Source organism: Pelagibacterium mangrovi (assembly GCF_036662815.1).
Classification (GTDB): Bacteria; Pseudomonadota; Alphaproteobacteria; order Rhizobiales; family Devosiaceae; genus Pelagibacterium; species Pelagibacterium mangrovi.
Genome location: NZ_JBAFXA010000005.1, coordinates 109,009 through 125,238, shown reverse-complemented (window position 1 = coordinate 125,238; position 16,230 = coordinate 109,009). Strand labels below are relative to the sequence as shown.

Here is a 16,230-nt window from a genome sequence, read left to right as displayed (position 1 = left end):
GTGAATGAACTCCCGCAAGGTGGTTAGCCCGCGCCCGTAATTCTTGGGTTGGCCTGACACCTCGTCGACTACCGTTGCCGTCATGCAGGTGTAGGAGCTTGCCGCCGGTTTTGAAAACCGAGCCCCAAAAAGGTCTGTTTCCAGCTATCGCGGGGAATTTCCTGCACGTTGACGGGCATGCCGAGTGCGTCGGCGATAGCAGTTGCCACGTCGTGGGGCGTATAGCGCGCCGGTCCTTCGACATGGACGATGCCTCTGTCGTCCTCCGGCGTTATGAGGCGACGGGCAGCCATTTCGCCCAAATCTTGCGGGGCAACCATGGGAATGGGGAGGTCCGAGGGGAAAAAGCTGGGCAAGGACCCACTCTCGCGCACCGCGTCGAGCATTGCCGTCCAGTTGCTCATATAATACGCGCCGCGATTGATCGCGACGGGTATGGGTTGGGCGCGCAAAAGCTCTTCGAATTCATGCAGCACCGTCAGGTCGCCGCAGCGCTCGCCCGGCCGTGCTCCGTAGGTGGAAGCCAGAAGAAGCTTTTGAAGGCCGGCACCATCCAGGGCTTTGACTATGGCGGCGACGTTGGCGCGCTCCTCCTTGTCCGTATCGGTTGAAGGATCGGCGGGCGGATTGAGCAGAAAGGCGCGGGTGCCGGTGCGGAACACGTCGCGCAGCCTTTCGACGTCGCGAATATCGGCTTGAGCTATTATTGCGCCTTCGGCTTGAAGCGCAGAAGCGTGAGCGGCATTTCGCGTCACGACGGTTACCGGTTCGCCATGCCGCAGCAGGGTCTGTGCGGTTGCGAACCCGACCTTGCCGGTGCCGCCAAGAATGATGTTCAAAGCAACTCTCCCGTCATTGTTGGAAGGTCGCAATACCCCGAGGTCGTGACAGGCTTTGTCAGGAGCATGAAAAAAGGCGGCGTCCTCGGACGCCGCCTGATGCGATTGCGAGAAGGGGAGACTACTGACCCATGGCCTTTTGCAGGTTCGCGTCGACGGCTTCCAGGAAGCCCATGGTGGTGAGCCAGGGCTGATCCGGGCCAACGAGCAACGCCAGATCCTTGGTCATCTTGCCTTCCTCGATGGTGTCGACGGTGACCTTTTCGAGGGTGGCGGCGAACTTTGCGAGGTCGTCATTACCGTCGAGCTTGGCGCGGTGGGCGAGGCCACGGGTCCAGGCGAAGATCGAGGCGGTGGAGTTGGTCGAGGTCTCCTTGCCCTGCTGGTGCTGACGGTAGTGACGGGTGACGGTGCCGTGGGCGGCTTCGGATTCGAGCGTCTTTCCATCTGGTGTCATCAGCACCGAAGTCATGAGGCCGAGCGAGCCGAAGCCTTGGGCGACAGTATCGGACTGTACGTCGCCATCGTAGTTCTTGGCGGCCCAGACGTAGCCACCGGACCAGCGGAGAGCGGAAGCCACCATGTCGTCGATCAGGCGGTGCTCGTACCAGATCTTCTTGGCTTCGAACTGCTCCTTGAACTCGGCGTCGTAAATTTCCTGGAAGATATCCTTGAAGCGTCCGTCATAGACCTTGAGGATGGTGTTCTTGGTGGAAAGATAGCATGGAACTCCGCGATTGAGGGCGTAGTTCATCGAGGAACGGGCGAAATCGCGGATGGAATCGTCGAGGTTGTACATAGCCATCGCCACGCCGGCGCCGGGGGACTGGAACACCTCGTGCTCGATTTCCTGGCCATCCTCGCCCACGAACTTGATGGTCAGCTTGCCCTTGCCGGGGAAGGTGAAATCGGTGGCACGGTACTGGTCGCCGAAAGCGTGGCGCCCGATGATGATGGGCTGAGTCCAACCGGGAACGAGGCGCGGAACGTTCTTGCAGATGATGGGCTCGCGGAAGATGACGCCGCCCAGGATGTTGCGGATGGTGCCGTTGGGCGAACGCCACATCTTCTTCAGGCCGAATTCCTCGACGCGGCCTTCGTCGGGGGTGATGGTGGCGCATTTGACGCCCACGCCGTGCTTCTTGATGGCGTTGGCGGAGTCAACGGTCACCTGATCGTCGGTGGCGTCGCGGTTTTCGACCGAGAGATCGTAATATTCAAGATCGATGTCGAGATAGGGATGGATCAGCTTGTCCTTGATGGCCTGCCAGATGATCCGGGTCATCTCGTCGCCGTCCAGCTCGACGACGGGGTTCGCGACTTTGATCTTGCTCATTAACGTCTCCTCTGTGGTGCTTGTGGCTGGCGCCCCTATAGCATTGGCGGGGTAAAGCGCAAAGCGTGTCGAGGGAGGCTATTTGGGCGGCAGGGACGCGGTGAAGGCGAGGCATTCGTTCAGCCATGAGGCGAGGGCCGTATCGTCCTCTATCACCTCCCCGTCGACGGCGACGAAACCCGACATGGTCTTTTCGCCCATGGTCATCGGGGCGCAGCCGGGGCGGGTGAGGGCGGCGGCGTATCCATCCTTGCCGACGCGGGCGAGGAGGTCACCTTCCTTCATCACCGCAACCACCATGTTGCCTTCGAGCATGAAGGCGATGCCGCCGAACATCCTTGGTAAGGGAGAGGCCGACAGTTCAATCCTGTCCAGCAGCACCACTTTTCCCTTTGAAATCGCTGACAAAATTTATCGACCCACCGCAGGGGCTACAAGAGCACTTTGCGCTGGGCAGCACATGGGTAGCACGTGAGATATTGGCTTTTCTCACATCGCGAAGCCCACGCCTGGCGGACGGCCCCATAATCAAATGCGGCGAATCGCGCCCTCATCTTCCAGAAATTCTGCCCCGCAACGGACGCCGTCTCTCAGCAATCAATCTCGGCATATCGGTCGTTGTACATGCGCGCGCTGCAAAATCGTTCGATGGGCCGGAGCTCCGACCCCCTGCAGCTCAATCCCCCGTTTTCTGGCGAGTGCATAAATATTTCGCACTTGCGTTCAACTGGCCGCAGGCCTGACCGGCATTCCACTTCGCCATATGGAAAATTCCAAATGTATCCTTCACACCGGCGGTCAACGTCGGAAAGGGTAAATTCCTCTCCATCGATGGCGATACTTTCTGCGCGTTGAGAAGCGATGAGTTGCGCGATAAGTGCCTGCTGCCTACGGAATTCTTCTTCGGTCATGGGGGCGCATTCGCTGCCAACCATTTTGAAACCGATGTTGCAAGCGATCGTGCCCCCGTAGGTGTGGTGCGCGTTGGCGGGCAGTGGAACAGCCTCGCATTGCTCTCCTTCTCGGCGATACCCCAAATTGCAGGCCCAACCGCCGGAATAGGTGGCGGACGCATTGGCCGGGACCGGAATCTCCAGACATGAATCACCGGAGCGGAAATATCCGTAGTTGCACGTCCAGCCACCGCTATACGTTGCGGACGCATTGGGCGGCATAGCTATCTGGTCGCATCTGTCGCCGACCCGCACGAAGCCGTAATTGCAGGACCAGCCGCCACTGTAGGTGGCAGATGCATTGGGCGGCATTGCGATTTTGCTGCAGCCGTCGCCTTCCCGAACATAGCCATAATTGCATTGCCAGCCGCCCGAATACGTCGGGGTAGCGTTAGCCGGCAACGCGATCTCGATGCATTGGCTCCCGGATCGAACATAACCGTAGTTGCAAGCCCAACCTCCGTTGAACGTGACATAGCTGTTCGCGGGAAGTGTGATCTCTTGCGCAGAAGCAACAAAGCATAAGAACAGCGACAAACATCCGACAGTGAGGAAGTGCATCGCACGGGTTAGTGTAGTCATCGATCCCCCATGTCTGCCGTTCCAAGCCCGGCCTTAGTCGCACCACCATTCTTGCCCATCCGGCCACCACCGCGCCAGACCCTCTTCGACAAGGATATCGCCGACGTCGCGGCCTTCGATATAGATCGAGCCGATCGCGCGGCCGAACCCGCCCGTCGCCCCGGAAAGCTCCAGCTGCCAAGAGCGCGTGTTCAGCAGCTCAACCAGCCGGTCTGATGCTCGCGCGGCCAGCGCCTTCTCGCGCTCGCCACCGCAGATGTTGGTTTGAGGCTCGGGCGTGTCGTAACCTTCCATGCGGACGTTGACGCCCTCGATCCAAAGGGTGTCGCCGTCGACAACGCACGTCTTATCGGGCGTGTTGGGCTGCCCCGGTCGGCATTTCTCCCAATGGATTTCTTGGGCCACCGCCGGCGAAGCGATCAACGTAGCCGCCACCGCGACACGCAAAATCGGCAAGCGCTTCATCACCGAAGAGATTCGCACGCTATGCCATCATTGTCGGCGTCGAGCCGATGCGGGTCGCCGGGCCGGTTGGCTTCGTAGAAGGCTTGGGCCTCCTGCCAGGAACGGAAATCGGAACAGTCGCGGTCACCGGCTTGCGCCCAGACCGGACCAGATGGCGCGGCCATAGCGACGGCGACCACCGCGGCGCGGATGAGATTGCGTTTCATGAATTCCCCCAAAATCTACCCGCCGATGATTGCCGCCCCTGGTGGGCGTGTCAAATCGGTTGTCGAACGGCTCCGCTGCGACGCTCACCGATGAGGTCATGCCGAGCATGGCGTCGGCACCGGCACATTTCCTGAACCTTTTGCCCCAAGCGAGCGTTTTGCATCGCGCGTGCGGTGCTCTGAAAGCGATTCAATGACTGATGCCGTTCGATCTAGTGGCGATGGCACTGGACACTCAGATAGGCCATTGTCCAAGCTGATCGACGAGCTGAAAGATCGTACCGAGAACGGGCAAGAGGTCTCTATTGGCCTCGTGCAGGAGATTGCGGGCGCGCGCTCAGCCGGCCCAGTACTGCTGCTGCCGGCGCTTATCGTAATGTCGCCGCTGAGCATTATACCCGGCCTCCCTTCCATTGTTGGGATCAGCACAATTCTCATCGCCGGGCAGGTTGCTTTGGGGCGCGACCGTTTGTGGCTTCCACGATGGCTTACAAAACGCTGTATTCCCGCGAAGCACGGTCGGGCTCTTCTGCGCTTTCTGGCACCAGTCGGTGCGACGGTTGACAAGCTCGTGAAACCTCGTGCGGAAGAAACAGCCGGACCGTTCTTCCGGCGGATTGGCGCGCTCGTCTGCGTTCTGATCGGAGCTATCATGCCTGGCTTGGAACTAATTCCTTTCACCTCGACCTGGGCAGCGAGCGTCATTGCCGTTTATGCACTCGCCATTACGGTCAAGGACGGCTTTCTTGCATTGGCTTGGTCAGGGACGGTGCTCGGTATTTTATTGGCGGCCTGGGCAGTCTTTTCTTGACTGCGAACACCACCTCGGGCGGACCTTAAAGGGCGAGGCTCGGGTCTTGGGGAACGCGTCGAGCCTCGCCGGCCGAGCCACATGTGGACGCATAATGGCCGGCGCGCCGACACCATGGCCGCGCCGGAATCTTTCTCAATGAGCGTTTGGTCGCAGCGGGCTCATTAAGCTGGCGTATCGAGGCTTGCGGAAGACGTTACAGGCGTCCCGTAGAACTGGTGCATGTCGCCGATCTCTTCATGGCCGTTCATCCACAAAAGCCACGAGCCCAAAAGGATTGCCGCGATCAGTCCTGCTACGACGACGAATGGATCGGTGCCACCTTCGATTTCCTTCCGGCGTTCAGTGGCTGCACGATGATCGAGCGGCATGGCAATCTCCTCCTTCATGAGGAGAACGAGTGGTCAGCGCCATAGTTCCTGCCGCTTGTCGATCACTCCATGTCGGGCACCGGCCCGAAGCTGAATAGCACCTCGGGCGGCCCGTATTCCCCGATATCCGGCCGTGCTTCTCGCGACCAGGCGATGACGGCCGGATAGGTATTGATCAGCGATCCGGCCTCGATCTTGGCCCGCTGCTCGCTCTGGTATTCGCGGGGTTCAAACGCCGGGCGCATGCCGCCCTCATTGTCGTCCTCGAATGCCATGACCACGATCAGTTTTGTCGGCGGGGTGGGCTTGCTCATTGTCCTTCGCCTTCTTCGCGATCCAAAAGCTCACCAAGTTTGTGCAGCGCATTGGAAATCGCGTCAATTTCGAACCGCTCGTCGGCGATGCGAAAGACACCCATTCCGAAGCGCGGGTCCGTCATCCCATCAATCAATCGCTCGTCTGCCGCCTCGCGAAACAGGTCGCGCAACTCCACTGCGGCGGGATCCATGCTTGCATCACCGAGATAAAGGCTGAACAGCCGAGCGAGCGCGGCGTGCTCCAGAAACTCGTCGAGGGTCGGCCGCATCTCCTCGATGGTGTCGCCACAATCGGCGGCCGTATCGAGGGCCAGCACGGCCTCCTGAGCCAGCTTGATTTCGTTACGCAGGCGCTTGATCGTCGTCATACCACTCCGTCCTCTTTGACACCCCTCGCCACGATCTTGAGCGCACCGTCTGGCAATGGGCGCTGGAGCCCTCGGGCTTCGCTCCACGGCGCCATCAGCCAAGTCTCGACCTCATCTAGCGTTGTCAGGATCACCGGCATTGCCTTGGGGTGGATCGGCTCAACGTCTGCGTTCGGCTCTGTGGTGAGAAAGGCAAACAGGTCGGTCGTGATCTGCCCTTCCTTGACTTTGCGAACGCAGGTCCACTGCGGCGCCCATATGCCGGCGAAGAATGCCAACGGGCGGCTATCATCGAACGCGAACCAAACGTCGCCACCTTCGTCCTTGTTGAACTCGCTGAATGACGTGAAGGGGACGACGCACCGGAAGCGTGGGGCCAGCCACCGCCGCCAGTGCGGACTATCAGAATTGCGCACGTTGGTGACGCCGCGATCGGGCTCCATCTCGACCAAGCGCCGGAATTCTTCTTCCGATAGCTCCCGGCCTTCCTTCTCCTGGATCTTTTGGGCGCGCTTCCGTGCGGCTTCATAGAGCACGCGCGATGACGTGGGCATGCCCCAACGCACCATCGCCAGTTGGCGGCTCAGGTCGTCCATGTTGCGTATGATCGGGGCCAGATAGTCGGGGTAGATACCCGGTTGGGGCGGGAAGTTGCCGAGGTTGGGGTGAAGCTGGATCTCCCGCGTGGCCTTCACGAAGGCGCGGATCGCTTCAACGTTGGTCGTCATCGAGTAGAGGTTGCACATCCTGCCGTCCGTCACGATGGTTGTTTCGCTGAAAGGTAGCGGAGTTTCCTTGGGTGTCCACTTCATCCAGTTGTGGCCCCGGCCTCGGTCCCGAGGATCAAACCAGAGGCCGTCAACGATCCGCCCGAACTTTTCAGCCTGCTCTTTGGTCGGGAAGCATACCACGTTCCACCACTCGCCCTCATGGGCAACGGAATGGCCACGATCGCACGCGCCGTGGGCCCGACGCGCTGCATCCGAGATAACGGCGCTGGCCGGCAGGGCGATTTGCCAGGGGAAAAGCCTATCCACCTGGGCCGGCGACATCTCTCCTTTCCTGCGCGACATTTGTGATCAAGAGCCCAGTTGTTCTCTTTTTGTTCCTATTCTATGACTCCGGTCCCATGTTTGTGCAAGAGGGGTCAATTGGCGCAAGGAACGGACAGGCTCAATCAGTTCAAGCCGACATCGCTGCGGATCGAGTGCATCCGATGTAAGCGCATGGGTGAGATGCGGACCTATAAGGCGGTCCAAGCCCACGGCAATATAACCCTCGACGAACTGGCGCGGCGGGTAGCAGAGAACCGGGGATGCGCTTTGGCGGTCGCCGGCGATAATGTTTGCAGCGCCCGCGTTGTCGAACCTCCATTCGACAGTTGGGCCAGGTTACAAGACGCGCTCCAAGATGGTTGGACCGCCACACTTTATTGTCAGCGGCGCTATTATGCGCTCAAGCGGGTCCAGCCGTGTCCGCCCGTACCGCTCGACGTCGCCACGCTCGTCGGCGCCTTGGGTTCAGATTACCGACTGGACCGGCTGGAGACAAAAGCCAGATGCCCGCACTGCGGCACCGACGGGGTAAAAGTCCACTGGCATGAACCTGCACCGGAACCTGATCCAGGCGGAACGACACAAAAGACCCCGGTGCTGCAACTTCGCCCTTCGGGGGCGGCGCTGGGGCGGCGACGGTTCCGGGTCATCAATCGGATGGGAAAGGCAGTTGGGGGATCGTAGGCGGATCACCTAGCAAAATATGGCACCACCCAGACGAACACCAGAAGAAACGCCACCACACCCAAAACCACAACGTCGCCTTTCATGAGCCGTTCTTTGCCGGTGCGAATATCTCTTATCGTTTGCCACGCAATCCAGCACCCGCGAAGCGAGAACGACACCACCTCGGCCGCCAACCACCAAACTATGGCCCAAGCCACAGTCGAGATGAGCAGCAGAGCCCAGCCGGGGGTTGAATAGGGGCCTATTTCGAAGAAGGCCAAAATTCTTGGCGTGGCGCTGTTCATGGCCTTGAGCACCTGGACCGATGGTTCGATGAACGAGAATTCGAAACCCTTAGCGACGTCGCTGATGGTAAATTTTCCATCGCGCGTTATGTCGCCCCCAGGCGACAAACTGACGAAATACCATGCGCGGCCAATAATCCAGATCGGCACGCCGACGAGAGCCATCAATATGCCAAGTATGTGTGCGCTCTGGCGACGTATATGGAGCGCGTGGATCGCTTCATACGCTTCCCGGCGATGGCCTGCTTCCGTCATGAGCCCCAACCCATTTAGGCAGATTCTGCACGATAAGGCATCGCGCTGCAATACAAAGTGAGGCCGGGCCAAGATGTAGCGAAGCACTCGTTGGCGGCTGACCGATTTTTCCGGTATTGCCTGATAGGGATGCGCGACTGCGGGGCGCGGAATTAGCGTACTGGGCTGCGCACCAGCGCCATCGCGATGAACGCCACCGTCCCACCGATCATAATCCCGGCGACAAGGCCGACCAATAAGCTGAATAGGTCCATCTGATCCCCCAATAAGATGCCGCGCGCCAGGCGCGGTGCCCTGCACGGCGGGCGGCCCTTTGCAACGCATGGAAGGTGTTGCGCCAGTATCCTGACATGGACGGAAAGAAAAAACGAGCCGCCTGCGGGCTTGGGGGCATTGCAGACGGCTCGGCGGCCGTTGAAAATCAACTTGCCGCACCAGATAACGCGATGCCGGTGTCTTTTGTTCTGGCGAGGTGTTCGGTTGACTGGCCACCATCGCAAACACGGCTCTTTGAACGGAGGCTTAGCGCGCTCCCGCCATAATCAAGTCCACCAGATCCGGCTCTTGCTCGTCGGTCGTGGCCACCGCCCCGCCGATCGTGCCTGTCGCCGTGCGGGAAAGCACCTGGGCCAGTTTGCCTTCCTGCTGCGGCGTGATCCGCCCGACCGGCGTGAGCAGCAGTTCGAACAACTCCCGATCGCCGGCCACCGCCTGCCGGATCAATCCCTCGGCGCGGTCGAGCGTCAATGTTTCCAGGATGCGTTGCATCCGCTGCGAGGCGAAATTCGCCGTAAGCAGTGATGCGCCACTGGTGCCCCGACCGGCCTGGGCGCCCATGCGGGCGGCAAGCGTCCTGGCGATCATGCTGACCATCGAATTGGGCTCGCCTTCCATGACGCCGCCGACATTGGGCAAGCGGCCCTGCATGGTCTCAAGGCGGGCGAGTTCGTCGGCGATCGCCGCGAAGCGCGAACGCTCTTCCATCGAAAGCAGATTGTTGGCCACCGCCAGCACGCGATTATCGGCCAGGGCGTTCTGCATGGCCCGCCCGGAAAGGATCGGTGCGCCTGTGTCATCGAAAGCGCCCGTGCGCGATCGGGCCATCAGTTCATCAACGAAAGCGCCTTTAAGACCGAAAAGAGCCTGGCCAGTCGGGTCATCGGCCGCCTGGGCGACAAGCTGGGCCGTCGCCTGCTGTGGGTTCGACGCGTTGATGATCGAGCGGATTTCCTCATTGGGCCTCGCGCTGGAGAAAAGAAGCGGCGCCGATTGCCGTGAATTGAGCATCGAGGATGTCTCATCGATCCGCTGGAAAAACGCTTCGGCGGCATCGGTCGGCAGGATCATGCCGATCTTATCGCGCACTGCGCGGCTGGAAAGCTGGGTAAGGGCCTGCTGGGCTTCACGAATGCCCACGTCCGGGTTCGCCATCGCGGCGCGAACGTTCGAAAGCGTCTCATCGAGATAGGACCGCACCCCCTGGCGCACAAAGGCCAGCTCGGGCTCGGTCATATCAGCAAGCTGCTCGGCGGCGAAGTCGCGCGCCGTGCCTGACCTGAGCAGATCCTGGCCGAACAGAAGCGCGTTGCGCTGCTGGATCGGCGTGGCGGCCGTGGCCACCGCTTCCCCATATTGAGGGTTGGCCTCGCCCAGCGCGCCGCGAATATCACGCGCCAGGTTGCCCATAACGCGGCCGATGTCGGTCGTGCCGCCGAGGGCACCTTGCCCGTCGCCGCTCGCGGCCATCTGGTGGAGGGCGCGGGTGATGTAATCGATCTGCCGGGTGTCGGGCATCCGGGCAAACGTCACGGTGCCATCCTGGCTGACGTTGGCCATGATCTGCTGCGACTGGACACCTTCGCCGGCCATAAGCCGGTTCGCCAGCGCGATTGCACCGGGCGCGGCACGCTCGACGCGACCGATCAGGCCTTCGAGCGTTCGGCCGGGCTCGCCGGCGTAGTCGATCGGCTGGGCATATGCAGCGTCGTATGCGGTGCTGCGCGCCGGCTGACTTCCCGTGCGAAGAGCGGTCGAAACGTTGGTGACGCCAAGCGGCCGCCCGAATGCTTGGTCGAGCGTGGCGCCGAGACCGTCGACGCTCTGCTGGACGGTTTGCTCCATGTATTGGCGCGCCGCGGTGCTCGGGACGCCCTGGGCGGGGGCTGTGAGTTCGTCGCGCAGGGTCCGCCCGCTTCCCAACTCGCGATCACGCATGATCAGGTCGATGGTCGGATCAGTGTCGCGCACGGTCTGCTCAAGACCCATGAGGCGCCTTTCGCCTGTCGAGACGGCCGGTGAAAGATCGCTGATCGTCGGCGTGTTGAGCGCGTTGATTGCAGCGTCGGGATCCTCGACCAACCCCGCCACGCGGCTGCGGGCACGCTGCAACGCTCCTGCTTCGGTGAACGGGGCGATTTCGCTGGCGGCAAGCCGAGAGCCCGCAGCGATGGCGCCGCCGATCCCCGGAGTGTGCTGGACCCCCTGCCACCCAAGATATGGCCCGGCGCCGCCGGCTACGCCACCAACGAGCGCGCCCAGCGTCGAGGCGACGGGATTATCGGGCGCAACGCGATTGGCCACGTCCATGCCGGCCCCCGCCCCGGCACCCGCTGCAATCTCGGACGCGAAGCCGCGCACCGGCGTTTGAACGAATGGCTGGGTGAGCGTGTTGCCCACCGCTTGCGCCATCGGTGCGCTCGTGGACGACATAAGCCGACCGGCAAGTCCGACGGGACCAATGGCGCCCGCCGCACCGCCAGCACCGGCGAAAATATGCTCGATCAGTGTTTCGGGCGGAATATCGGGCGGGGCTGCGTCGAAGCCCATGGCGTTGAGACCACGGTTGATGCTGGCCGATCCGCCGAAAGGCTCGTCGATCGTCGGAATTTCCCATCCCGTAACGGCATTGACCCCGGAAACACCCGCATTGAGCGCCCCAGAGATGGCATCTACGGGAATGCCGAACCCCTGGGCTAGCCCCTGATTGAGAAACGCGCCCAAGTGCGGCCGCTGCTCGGGAACCGGTTCAACGGCGGCGCCATCCAGGACAAAGCCTTCGGGCGGCGAAGGGGGTTCGGAATACCGAACCGTAATCTGCAACGGCGCACCCGGCAATTGCGGCGGCTGATCCAGGACAAACCCAGAGGGCAAATTGGCGCTCGCCATTACATCGGCTCCCATTGTCCGTTGCGGAAGATGACGCGCTCACCAGTGGTGGGGTTCGTGGCCGTTGCGCCTTCCTGGGGCCCGGCGTCACCCGGCGACGGCGGCGCGGGCGGGCTCGGGGGTGTGGGCGGGGTCGGCGTTGCCGCTTGGCCACCGCCGTCGAAGGATTGAAGGGCATCGGAAACGCGCCCGATGGCGGTACGAAGCCCGATCACGCGGGTTTCGACTTCCTGCCGATTTGTCGGGCTCAACTCGCCGCGTAACGTCTCTTCGGCGGATCGCAATTCGTCGGTGAGCTGCCGACCGATTGCCGTGAGTTTCGATTGTGCCGTCCCGGCCCCCTCGAAGACGCTGCCCGCGCGCGGGGTAAGCGCCTCGATATTCTGCAACAGCCAGGACGGTGGCTGTCGGGAATAGGCGTTGCCGATGTCGTTGATCAGGCTTTCGCGCAAAACTGCGAAATCCGATTGGGTCTGCTGGACCTCGGGATAAGGCGCGCCGGCGCCCACCGCGTCGAAAACGGTGTTGATGCCTCCGGTCAAAGCGCCGCCGACGCCAAAGGCTTCCGGCGAAGCAGCGAAGCGAGAACCGAACGGGCTTTCTCCATCGCCGCCACCCATGATGGCGTTGAGCGTCTGGTCGGTCGCGCCGTCCACCGCAGCAAATGGACCATCGAGCGAGCCGCCGGTGGGCGTCGTGGCGCCGCCGCCACCGCCACCGCCACCGCCACCGCGCGAAACCGGTTGCCCGGTCGCTACGTCCAAGACCAGCGCCTCGCCCGTGACCGGATGGCGGCTGACAGTGTAACGGTTATCGACAATGCCGATCGCGAGATTGCGGGCCTCGGCAGCGTCGGTTGTAAGCCCGGTATCGATAAACTGTTGCGACAGCCGCGCGATCTGATCTTCGGCGGCGCTGCCCCCATTTGCCGAGGGCGCGGGCGTCGCCCCGGAGCGCACCGCAGCGCCCGGCGACATGAACACTGGCTGGCCGTCTGCGCCCACCGCTTGGACCGGCGTGCGTTCGCCAACGATGGCGTCGAGCAACATGTCGTCAGTGAGCAGCCCGGCCCCGAGCAGTCGCTCGTTCTGGGCCGCGTTCCATTCGGTTTCGCTCATGGGCCGGTCGGCCCCGGCAATGACACCCCCGCCAGCCGTGTGGCTGATCTCGCCCGGTGCCAAATTGATGTTGCCCGTCATGATCTCGGGCAAACCGGTCGCGCCCTGCGTCTGCGCCGGCAGAAATGCCGTCTGGTTTTCATTGACCAGGATCGGCGCTGCGTTCTGGCGTGCGAGGGCGCCCGCATTGTTGATATTGGCGACATCGATATTGGAACGGTAGCCGATATCCTGGCCGCGCATGGCCGTGGCGTTGTTCTGGTCCTGCGCGTAGAAGCTCTGGGTCGGGTTGTAGAGGCCGGCAGCGATCGCCCGCTTATCCCATTCGGGGAGGTTCGGGTCGGCGAACAGCGCGGAAAGACGGTCGGCCTGCTGGCGGGTGGCGTTGGCGTTCGCATACCCCGCAAGCTCCGCACCCGATGGCGGGCGGAACGCTTCGGTAAGGTTCGAGAAGGCCTGAGCCAAAACGGGATTGTTCACGACAGCCATCGGATAGCCCTCAGTTGATCGGGTCAGTGGGAAGGCGCGGCATCTCCATCAGCCGCTTCATCTGGATCGCCTGGGCCAGCGGGAAGCCTCGCACGCGCAGGTCGCGTCGGTGGAATGCGACACGCAATTGGCCGTATAGGATGCAGGCGTAATCAAGCCGGTCGCGCTGGAATTCGTCCCGACCAGTTGCCAACAGCGCCAACGTACTCCCGAGCCCTGAATGGATGTCGTCGGGCAGAATATCGTCCTCCGCTGCCGAGCTTAGCGCCGCAGCGACGTCCAGAAAGGCGTTGTGGAGCGCGCCGGTGATGTCCGTTCCGATCGTGGCGAGTTCAGGCCACATCACCGCCGCCTTACAAACTTTATCGATGGCGTTTGCGGTGTTCGAAAGGACAAGAGCCGGTGCGTCGGTGGGACGTTTAAGCGAGGCCAGCGCTTCATGGAGAAAAGCGCGCGCGATCTGCTGACGGCGTTCGATGTCGGGCCGGTCGGTCATACCGTCACCCCTAGCGCCATCGAGCGGATCTTGGCGATGTCCTGCGCCGCGCGCTCCTTCATGCGCTCTTCGATCTCTTCGGCCAGGCAGATGTTGTGCATCAGGTTCTGGAAGATCCGAGCATAGGCGTAGATATCCGACCGCTCGTCGTCGCTGGGGTAGGGATCGGAAGAAAAAAGATTGAAGCTCCAAAGCTCAATGAGCTTTTCGAGCGTATCGAACCCGTGGCGGGTGATCTGGCGCGTTACGTTGTTGTCTTCCCAGAACATGCTGGGATTGGCATACCGCGCAGACCGGGCAGCGTTCAGAACGCGATCGCGCTGATAGGGTGTGAGATAACCGCTATCATCGCCCTTTCGACCGGCCCGGCGGCTGTAGACAGCTACGCCGCTGAAAACGTGCGACAGGCAATAATAGCGGTCGTGCCCCTTGGCGACAGAGTTGAGCCAGCCGATGATCACTTCGGCGTTGTAGTGGTCGGGGTCTTGGTAGGGCGGCAAGGGCGGGTCGCCCTCGAACTCGGGGAGCCCCTCAAAGAGCTTACTCACGTCTTCGCTGTCATTGGCCATGCGAAACTCCAATCGTTATGGGAATTTACTCGCTGGTGAATTGCGAAAGAACGGGGGTGATTTGCCCTCCAAAACGCAACAGAGGCGGCGGAAGGTGCGGGCTAATCCGTCTGTATCGGCCGCGATTGCGAATTCGGGTCGGTTGTTTCGCCGGTGCGCGGGGTCAAAAGTTCCAGCTCGGCGCAATTTTGTTCGGGGTCTCGCTGCCGTTTCGACGCGGCGAGGGGGACCGGTGCCGGGGGGTAGGTCCGGGGTCGAGCGCCGAAGGCTTGGCGTTCAACAATGTGCGACGTCGTCGCAGCGGCTTCGCCCGCTGAAAATGTCGAGTTTGTAGGGAGCAGCGACCGACAAAAATAGGCAGTGACCGAATGACAGACACCACCGCCCAACACTCCCGTAACATGATGTTTTTAAAGAAGAAAGAAAGTGAATTTGTAGGCCGCTTTACTGCTTGCAAGACACGCGTTCGCCTGCCCAGAATGGCCTCACCAACCCAGAGAGAAGGACTTAGACAGATGATCAACCAGGACTTCACCATTCCCGCCGATGACCGTGCGCATCACATCGCCCAGACGATTGCCGAGATGATCGAAGAGATTAAGGCCGGGCGCATCGATACCGCGCTGACGATGGCCAGGGACGCCCAGGAAGAGGCTCAGACCCTGTGTGACGACCTGGACCCCTGCAATCCTCACGGCTGCGCCGCCCCGCTCTACCCAGATGTTTTGGGCGCGGCCAAGCTGGCGGTGCAATACGGGGTCAATGTCGTCCCGTTCGCACCGCGCTGACGCCGCAACAGCGCAATCGAAAAGCCCGGCCACCGCGCCGGGCTTTTTCCTGCCCGATCAACAAATGCCGCGTTGCCGCAGGGTATCCCTCACAGACGGCACCGCACGCTCGACCTGATAGCACGTTTCATTGCTGCCATCGTAATAGCCGGCCTCGTAGTTCCGGCTCGATGGATCGATTTTCTCTTCCTGGTTGAAGAAGAAAAACACGCCAACCCCAATGGCGATCAGGATGACCAGTGGCATTTGTTGCGCCCCCTTTGATTAAACATGTGGCGAGTGCGCTCGCCGATCAAAGCGTGATCTTTTGGGTGTACCTCAATCGAACCGGTTCGCACTTGGTTCGATAAATACCCATTGACAACCCAAAGCGAACCAAACAATATCGAACTATCTAAACCGAACTGAGACCAACCATGTTTGTTCGAGCCTATCTGCGCGCGTCCACGAAGGATCAGGACGCCAGCCGCGCCAGGAGCCAATTGGAAGCGTTCGCTCAGGAACGCGGATTGAAAATCGCGGCCACCTATATCGAGAACGAAAGCGGCGCGTCGTTGAAGCGCCCCGAGCTTTTCAAGCTGCTGGCGGATTGCCAACCCGGCGACACTCTCCTGGCCGAACAGGTCGATCGGCTAAGCCGCCTCAACGGCGAGGATTGGGAGACGCTCAAGCGCGAAATCCTAGGGCGGCAGGTCAAGGTCGTCGCGCTGGATCTTCCGACCTCCTACGCCATGCTGAATTCCGACGACGAATTCTCATCGCGGATGGCCCAGGCCATCAACGGAATGATGCTGGACATGCTCGCCGCCATCGCCCGCAAGGATTACGACGACCGGCGCCGGCGGCAAGCTCAGGGGATCGCCAAGGCGAAAGCCGCGGCCCGATATCAAGGGCGGCCCGAGAACGCTAAGCGCAACGCCGAAATCGTTCGGATGCTCGACCGGGGCGACACGTGGAATTCGATCATCGCCGCGACGGGGTGCTCACGATCAACCATTTCCCGGTTAAAATCTCGACGTCAGTGACGTCCAGACTCTCCAGGAAGGTTGCGCGCGCGTTTGCTGCATGATTGATTT

Annotated in this window: 19 protein-coding genes; 3 read left to right on the top strand and 16 right to left on the bottom strand. The window is 61.4% G+C overall.

The window, feature by feature from the left end; all coding sequences use genetic code 11:
* Nucleotides 1-80: 80 nt before the first annotated feature.
* From V4T21_RS10170 to V4T21_RS10145, 6 genes are all read right to left on the bottom strand, one after another.
* Nucleotides 81-839: an NmrA family NAD(P)-binding protein gene (locus V4T21_RS10170; RefSeq protein ID WP_332716134.1), complete on the bottom strand. Its 759-nt coding sequence runs from the start codon at nucleotides 837-839 to the stop codon at nucleotides 81-83.
* Between the two features lie 121 nt (nucleotides 840-960).
* Complete coding sequence (locus V4T21_RS10165; RefSeq protein ID WP_332716132.1) at nucleotides 961-2,175, bottom strand: NADP-dependent isocitrate dehydrogenase; 1,215 nt, start codon at nucleotides 2,173-2,175, stop codon at nucleotides 961-963.
* Between the two features lie 78 nt (nucleotides 2,176-2,253).
* Nucleotides 2,254-2,583, bottom strand: a complete 330-nt coding sequence (locus tag V4T21_RS10160; RefSeq protein WP_332716130.1) for a TfoX/Sxy family protein — start codon at nucleotides 2,581-2,583, stop codon at nucleotides 2,254-2,256.
* Nucleotides 2,584-2,765: 182 nt separating this feature from the next.
* Nucleotides 2,766-3,710, bottom strand: coding sequence for a hypothetical protein (locus tag V4T21_RS10155; protein ID WP_332716128.1), 945 nt, complete (start codon nucleotides 3,708-3,710; stop codon nucleotides 2,766-2,768).
* Between the two features lie 33 nt (nucleotides 3,711-3,743).
* The gene (locus tag V4T21_RS10150) at nucleotides 3,744-4,193 is read right to left on the bottom strand and encodes a thermonuclease family protein (RefSeq protein ID WP_332716125.1); all 450 of its coding nucleotides are present in this window, start codon (nucleotides 4,191-4,193) and stop codon (nucleotides 3,744-3,746) included.
* Nucleotides 4,175-4,381, bottom strand: coding sequence for an excalibur calcium-binding domain-containing protein (locus tag V4T21_RS10145; protein ID WP_332716122.1), 207 nt, complete (start codon nucleotides 4,379-4,381; stop codon nucleotides 4,175-4,177). The genes V4T21_RS10150 and V4T21_RS10145 overlap by 19 nt, the downstream gene beginning before the upstream one ends.
* A gap of 247 nt (nucleotides 4,382-4,628) precedes the next feature.
* Here V4T21_RS10145 and V4T21_RS10140 point away from each other — a divergent pair, with 247 nt between their 5' ends.
* Nucleotides 4,629-5,192 (top strand): exopolysaccharide biosynthesis protein, encoded by a 564-nt coding sequence (locus V4T21_RS10140; protein ID WP_332716120.1) that lies wholly within the window; start codon nucleotides 4,629-4,631, stop codon nucleotides 5,190-5,192.
* A gap of 164 nt (nucleotides 5,193-5,356) precedes the next feature.
* Here V4T21_RS10140 and V4T21_RS10135 read toward each other — a convergent pair whose 3' ends face one another.
* From V4T21_RS10135 to V4T21_RS10095, 9 genes are all read right to left on the bottom strand, one after another.
* A complete protein-coding gene (locus V4T21_RS10135; protein WP_332716118.1) occupies nucleotides 5,357-5,563 on the bottom strand; it encodes a hypothetical protein in 207 nt (68 codons plus the stop codon).
* Nucleotides 5,564-5,625: 62 nt separating this feature from the next.
* Complete coding sequence (locus tag V4T21_RS10130) at nucleotides 5,626-5,877, bottom strand: hypothetical protein (RefSeq protein WP_332716116.1); 252 nt, start codon at nucleotides 5,875-5,877, stop codon at nucleotides 5,626-5,628.
* Nucleotides 5,874-6,248: a hypothetical protein gene (locus tag V4T21_RS10125; RefSeq protein WP_332716114.1), complete on the bottom strand. Its 375-nt coding sequence runs from the start codon at nucleotides 6,246-6,248 to the stop codon at nucleotides 5,874-5,876. The genes V4T21_RS10130 and V4T21_RS10125 overlap by 4 nt, the downstream gene beginning before the upstream one ends.
* A complete protein-coding gene (locus V4T21_RS10120) occupies nucleotides 6,245-7,300 on the bottom strand; it encodes an SOS response-associated peptidase (protein ID WP_440589645.1) in 1,056 nt (351 codons plus the stop codon). The genes V4T21_RS10125 and V4T21_RS10120 overlap by 4 nt, the downstream gene beginning before the upstream one ends.
* A 692-nt stretch (nucleotides 7,301-7,992) precedes the next feature.
* Nucleotides 7,993-8,529: a hypothetical protein gene (locus V4T21_RS10115; RefSeq protein ID WP_332716113.1), complete on the bottom strand. Its 537-nt coding sequence runs from the start codon at nucleotides 8,527-8,529 to the stop codon at nucleotides 7,993-7,995.
* 522 nt (nucleotides 8,530-9,051) lie between these two features.
* A complete protein-coding gene (locus V4T21_RS10110; protein WP_332716110.1) occupies nucleotides 9,052-11,694 on the bottom strand; it encodes a hypothetical protein in 2,643 nt (880 codons plus the stop codon).
* Nucleotides 11,694-13,301 (bottom strand): hypothetical protein, encoded by a 1,608-nt coding sequence (locus V4T21_RS10105; protein WP_332716107.1) that lies wholly within the window; start codon nucleotides 13,299-13,301, stop codon nucleotides 11,694-11,696. Before V4T21_RS10105 ends, V4T21_RS10110 begins: the two co-directional genes overlap by 1 nt.
* Nucleotides 13,302-13,311: 10 nt before the next feature.
* Nucleotides 13,312-13,797: a hypothetical protein gene (locus tag V4T21_RS10100; protein ID WP_332716105.1), complete on the bottom strand. Its 486-nt coding sequence runs from the start codon at nucleotides 13,795-13,797 to the stop codon at nucleotides 13,312-13,314.
* Entirely contained in the window at nucleotides 13,794-14,366 is a 573-nt protein-coding gene (locus V4T21_RS10095; RefSeq protein WP_332716103.1) for a hypothetical protein, read from the bottom strand. Before V4T21_RS10095 ends, V4T21_RS10100 begins: the two co-directional genes overlap by 4 nt.
* 515 nt (nucleotides 14,367-14,881) lie before the next feature.
* On the opposite strand from V4T21_RS10095, the gene V4T21_RS10090 reads away from it, so the two are divergent.
* On the top strand, nucleotides 14,882-15,154 hold the full coding sequence (locus tag V4T21_RS10090) for a hypothetical protein (protein ID WP_332716101.1): 273 nt from the start codon (nucleotides 14,882-14,884) through the stop codon (nucleotides 15,152-15,154).
* Nucleotides 15,155-15,211: 57 nt separating this feature from the next.
* Here the strand turns inward: V4T21_RS10090 and V4T21_RS10085 are convergent, their stop codons facing one another.
* Nucleotides 15,212-15,400 (bottom strand): hypothetical protein, encoded by a 189-nt coding sequence (locus tag V4T21_RS10085; protein ID WP_332716099.1) that lies wholly within the window; start codon nucleotides 15,398-15,400, stop codon nucleotides 15,212-15,214.
* A gap of 170 nt (nucleotides 15,401-15,570) precedes the next feature.
* Here V4T21_RS10085 and V4T21_RS10080 point away from each other — a divergent pair, with 170 nt between their 5' ends.
* Nucleotides 15,571-16,179 carry a recombinase family protein gene (locus tag V4T21_RS10080; RefSeq protein ID WP_332716097.1) on the top strand — a complete coding sequence of 203 codons (609 nt, stop codon included), beginning with the start codon at nucleotides 15,571-15,573 and terminating at the stop codon, nucleotides 16,177-16,179.
* Nucleotides 16,180-16,230: the final 51 nt, after the last annotated feature.